The following is a 6,000-nucleotide window of genomic DNA, read 5'->3' on the forward strand; positions in this document are numbered from 1 at the left end:
TGACGGCTTCGCTGTGGACAGACGGTGGACAGGAGCTACGAGTAACAACTGGGCAACGGCTTCAAACTGGGATCCTGTAGGGGCACCATCAATTTCAGAGCGAGCCTATATCTATCAATCTCCCAACAACCCTGTAATCTACAGCGGAACTAACGCAAAAGGACTTATTGCCATTGTCAGTGGTAATGGAGTAACCCTCACAATTAATAGTGGAGGTATTTATACTGGACAAATTGCCTTAGAAGATAATGGCCAAGTAACCAATAATGGAACCATTAATTTTCAAGCAGAGGGTGGAGGAGTTCTTGATGGAAATGGATTAACATACAACGGAAATGTTTACGCAGGGAGATTCATCAATAATGGAACAATTACATTTAACGTTCTCTACCTTTGCATTTATATTTACTCAACCACTGGAGGGGAACTAACGAATAACTCAACAGGTATCATCAACATAGTTGGTTGCGATTCCTTTGCGTATGATGGTGGCCCACTAACCTTTTCCAACAGCGGAACAATAACCTACAGCCAACCGAGTTTTGACTTTGGTATATACGGTACTTCAAACCTTACATTTACCAACAATGCCTGTGGCAAAGTCTCGGTCTCTAATAACTTTGCTCATTACAGCGGAAGTATAAACAACTTAGGGCTTATACAAATAAACGGTACACTGACCCGCCCGGGAGGTACGTTTACTAATTCGAGTGGTGGCGTGTTGAATTACGGGTCGTTATCAGGCACCATAACGAATAATAATGGGTCGGTAATCGTTAATGAAAACCCGACCAACAGCACCATTTTTACCTATCAGGGTACGTTTACAGGCACTGTCAACGGAATTTTCACCAATTCGGCGGCTACTACGTCGGCCGGTACGTTCACGGCACCCAATACCTTTTCGCCTTCAGGGCTTCCAACGGGATCACAAACGCTGTATGCCAAAATTACCCCATCGGGTGGCGCCTGTAATTACGTAGTTCCATTCAGCTACACCTACAATCTACCGCCAGTTATTACACAAGATCCGGTTAACCGTTCTATTTGTACTGGGTTAGGCACGACGTTTACCATTGCAGCCAGCAATGCTACCTCGTATCAATGGCAGGTAAACACAGGATCTGGCTTCGTCAACGTGACTAACAACTCCACGTATTCGGGAGCAACCGGCACTACGTTAACGATTAGTAATGTCAGCGCATTAAATGGATATCAATACCGTTGCATAGCAACTGGACTCGGTGGCACGGATACATCAACTTCAGCAACATTAACCGTCAACCCATTACCTACGGCCAGCATCTCCGCGTCAAACACCGAGATTACCTGTACCGTCCCTACAATCACTCTTACTGCTTCAGGCGGGGGTACCTACCGCTGGGATAACAACACGACCAGCGCGACCCGCACAGTCAATGCGGCCGGCACTTACTCGGTAACGGTCACTAGTGCTAACGGTTGTACGGCTGTGGATTCGCAAGTGATTACTCAGAATAACACCGCCCCCTCAGCTAATATCTCGGCACCTGCGACCGAAATTACCTGTACGGTGCCAAGTATCCTCTTGACCGCAACCGGTGGAGGCACTTATCGTTGGGATAACAACACCACCGCAGCAACCCGTACGGTTAATGCCGCTGGCACTTACTCGGTAACGGTCACTAGTGCCAACGGATGTACGGCTGTGGATTCGCAAGTGATTACTCAGAATAACACTCCGCCTACGGCTAACATCACGACAGCCAGCACGGAGATTACCTGTGCGAACCCCACCATCAACCTGACAGCCACCGGTGGCGGCACCTACCGTTGGGACAATAACACGACCAGCGCGACCCGCACCGTCAATGCAGCCAGCACTTATTCGGTCACCGTTACCTCGGCTAACGGTTGTACGGCGGTAGACACCCAGGTGATTACCCAAAACACCACTCCGCCCACGGCCAACATCACGACAGCCAGCACGGAGATTACCTGTGCGAACCCCACCATCAACCTGACAGCCACCGGTGGCGGCACCTACCGCTGGGACAATAACACCACCAGCGCAACCCGCTCGGTCAACGCAGCCAGCACCTATTCGGTCACGGTTACGAGTGCCAATGGTTGTACGGCAGTGGATACTCAGGTGATTACCAGCAACACCACGGCTCCATCCGCAAACATCTCAGCCGCGGTCACCGAGGTTAGCTGTACGGTCCCTACAATCACCCTCACTGCCTCGGGCGGGGGTACCTACCGCTGGGACAATAACACGACTAGCGCGACCCGCACGGTTAACGCGGCCGGGACTTATTCGGTGACCGTGACTAGTGCCAATGGCTGTACGGCTGTGGATTCGCAAGTGATTACTCAGAATAACACTCCGCCTACGGCCAACATCACGACAGCCAGCACGGAGATTACCTGTGCAAACCCCACCATCACCCTCACTGCATCAGGCGGAGGCACATACCGCTGGGACAATAACACGACTAGCGCGACCCGCTCGGTCAACGCGGCAGGCACTTACTCGGTAACAGTCACGGCAGCCAACGGCTGTACTGCGGTGGATACACAAGTGATTACGCAGAATAACACCGCCCCGGCAGCCAATATCTCGGCGCCTGCGACCGAAATTACCTGTACGGTGCCAAGCATCCTTCTAACCGCAACCGGCGGGGGCACTTATCGTTGGGATAATAACACCACCGCAGCAACCCGCTCGGTCAACGCGGCAGGCACCTACTCGGTAACGGTCACTAGTGCCAACGGTTGCACAGCTGTGGATACCCAAGTGATTACTCAGAATAACACCGCCCCCTCGGCTACCATTCTCACACCGACCAGTACAACCCTGACCTGTACGACCACGTCGCTCGCCCTGACCGCAACCGGTGGCGGCACCTACCGCTGGGATAACAACACGACCACGGCAACACGCACGGTTAACACGGCAGGCACCTACTCCGTCACCGTCACGGCTGCCAACGGCTGTACGGCCACCGCCAGCACCAGCGTGTTCAGCAATACCGGCGTCGTTACCGTTACCACACCGACCACCACCACCGGCATCGTCAATGCACCCTTTTCCGTCACATTTACCGCTACCGGGGGGCAGGCAGGCTACACCTTTAGCCTGGACAATGGTACTCTACCCACTGGCCTGAATCTAGGCGGGACCGGAATACTGGCGGGCACACCCACCCAGACGGGTTCATTTACCTTCACCGTGCGCGCTCAGGATGCTAACGGGTGTACGGGCGTCAGTGCCGTCTACACCCTGGTTCTAAGCACCACCGCCACGGTTTCGACAGACGCGCCAAACAATATTTCGGGCACGCAGGCATTCCTTGGCGGCACCGTTTCTGCCGACGGAGGAGCGACGGTCACTGAAGTCGGAATAGTGTATCTGACCGGGGCAGGCACGCCAACCACCAGCAACACCAAAGTGATGATGGGGGCCGGTGTGGGAACGTATAGTCAGCTCGTAACCGGACTCAGCCCCGCCACCGCCTACAGCGTACGTGCTTACGCCATCAACCGGGCGGGCACCAGCTACGGCAACCTCCAAACCTTCACCACCTCATCGGCCCCTCTGGCCCCTGTGGTGCTCACACCAGCCAATGGTAGCGTAACCAATCAGAACCGGCCTACCTACACTGGTACGGCCGCGCCGGGCGATGTTGTCACTGTACGGGTGGACAACATTATTGAAGGCCAGGTGACCACCGATGCAAGCGGCAACTGGTCAATCACCTCCTCGTCGCCACTACCCGACGGGCCTCATTCCGTATACGCCAGCGTGTTTCGCGATGGCATACTGAGTGCCAATAGCAACACCAACACGTTTACCGTCGACACGACCCCGCCCCCCGCTCCGGTCGTGACCACCCCCGCCAACGGCGCTTTGCTGAGCAACAACACGCCCACCTACACCGGCACAGCCGAGCCTGCGAGCACCGTGACGGTGATCGTGGATGGATCAACCGTGGGCACCGCCACCGCCGATGCAAGCGGCAACTGGAGCTTCGCCCAAAGCACCCCGCTCGCGCAGGGATCTCATACCGTTCGGGCTCGCGCGACGGATGGGGCGGGTAACACCAGTGTGAACAGCAATACCAACACGTTTACCGTCGACACCAATGCGCCCACGGTGACCATTACCAGCTCGGCGACGGACCCCACCCCCACCAGCCCCATTCCCCTTACCTTCACCTTCTCGGAGTCGGTCACCGGGTTTGTGGTGGAGGACATCACGGTGGGCAACGGGGGGCTGAGCGGGTTTGTTGGCTCGGGGAGCACGTACACGGCCAACTTCACGCCCGCAACCCCTGGGTTAGTGTCCGTGAGTGTGGTTGCCGGCGTCGCTCAGGATGCGGCAAACAACCTCAACGGGGCATCCAACCGGTTCACCCTCACGTATGCGCCACTACCTACTATTGCCGGGTTGAGTGCTTCACCAACGGCGGTTTGTACGGGTAGCCCGGTTACGTTTACCGCCACGATTGGCAACGTAACGGGCAGCTATGCCTATACACTCACCAACGGCAGCAGCACCAGCTCGGGCACCTCGTCGAACCTGTCGTTCAGCCAGGTATGGCAAACCGCAGGCTCGGGTGTGCAAACCTTTACCTTGACGGTAGCGGGCAATGGCCGCAGTGTGGCTACCAGCACGGTCACAGTGAATGCCTTGCCGGTGGCCACCCTGAGCAGCAGTGGCACGCTGACCTGCGCCCAGACCTCGGTTGTACTGACGGCCACAGGGGGCAGCAGCTATGCCTTCAGCGGGGCGGGTCTGAGCCAGTCGGGCAGCGGGAACACGGCCCCGGTTTCATTGCCGGGCACGTACACCGTAGTGGTCACGAATGCGGCTGGGTGTACGGCCACGGCGACGACCACCGTGGAGAGTGCGACCAGCACCGTGAACGCGTCGCTCGTCGCATCGGGGACTCTTACCTGTGCTAACCCGACAGTGACGCTGACGACATCACCCGCCGGGGCCAGTTACGCCTTCTCAGGACCGGGCCTGAACCTGTCAGGTGCAAGCAACACGGCCACCGTTTCAACAGCCGGAACCTACTCGGTAGTCGTTACCGCAGCCGGAGGCTGTTCAGCGGTTGCCACCGTAACCGTGCAGGGGAACACCACCCCGCCCACGGCGAGCATCGCCCCCACTTCGGCCACGCTCACCTGCACCAACCCCACCGCGACACTCACCGCGTCGGGCGGGGGTAGCTACCGCTGGGAGGATGGCAGCACCAATGCTTTGCGCACGGCCAACACGGCCGGTACATATTCGGTGACCGTTACGGCTGCTAACGGCTGCACCGCCACCGCGTCGGTGACGATTTCCGAAGACAAAACTCCGCCAACGGTCAGCTTGTCGGCCTCTGGCACGGTGACCTGTGCCAACCCCACCGTCACGCTCACCGCGTCGCCAGCCGGCCAAGGTACTTACCGGTTCACCGGTCCGGGCCTCAACCAGTCGGGTGCCGCCAACACGGCCACCGTCTCGGCCGGAGGGGTCTATGGGGTGACCGTTACGGCCGCCAATGGCTGTACGGCTTCGGCGACGACCACCGTGGAGAGTGCAACCAATGCGGTGAATGCTTCGCTGGTGGCCTCGGGTACGATCACCTGCAACAACTCCACCGTGACGCTCACGGCGTCACCGGCGGGAGCGAGCTATGCCTTCAGTGGACCCGGTCTGAACCAAACCGGAGCGACCAATACGGCCACCGTGTCGGCAGCAGGTACGTATTCGGTGGTGATTACAGCCGCTGGTGGTTGCTCGGCACTCGCGACCGTCACTGTATCGGGGAACACCACGCCACCTACGGCTGGCATTAGCCCGAGCACAACAACGCTCACCTGCCCCAACCCCACCGCGACACTCACCGCGACCGGTGGAGGTACCTATCGCTGGGAGGACAATACCACAAGCGCAACCCGTACCGTGAGCATAGCTGGCACCTACTCCGTGACCGTAACGGGGGTCAACGGCTGTACCGCCAC

2 protein-coding genes are annotated in these 6,000 nt (G+C 57.7%); one reads left to right on the forward strand and one right to left on the reverse strand.

Annotation, left to right across the window (positions count from 1 at the left end):
• Positions 1–813: 813 nt before the first annotated feature.
• Positions 814–948, reverse strand: coding sequence for a hypothetical protein (locus tag RUDLU_RS30490; protein WP_281168795.1), 135 nt, complete (start codon positions 946–948; stop codon positions 814–816).
• Positions 949–1,552: 604 nt separating this feature from the next.
• Between RUDLU_RS30490 and RUDLU_RS0125710 the strand changes: the two genes are divergently transcribed.
• On the forward strand, positions 1,553–6,000 hold a 4,448-nt coding region (locus tag RUDLU_RS0125710), incomplete at its 3' end, for a beta strand repeat-containing protein (RefSeq protein ID WP_211220230.1).

This window comes from Rudanella lutea DSM 19387, from assembly GCF_000383955.1.
Lineage (GTDB): Bacteria > Bacteroidota > Bacteroidia > Cytophagales > Spirosomataceae > Rudanella > Rudanella lutea.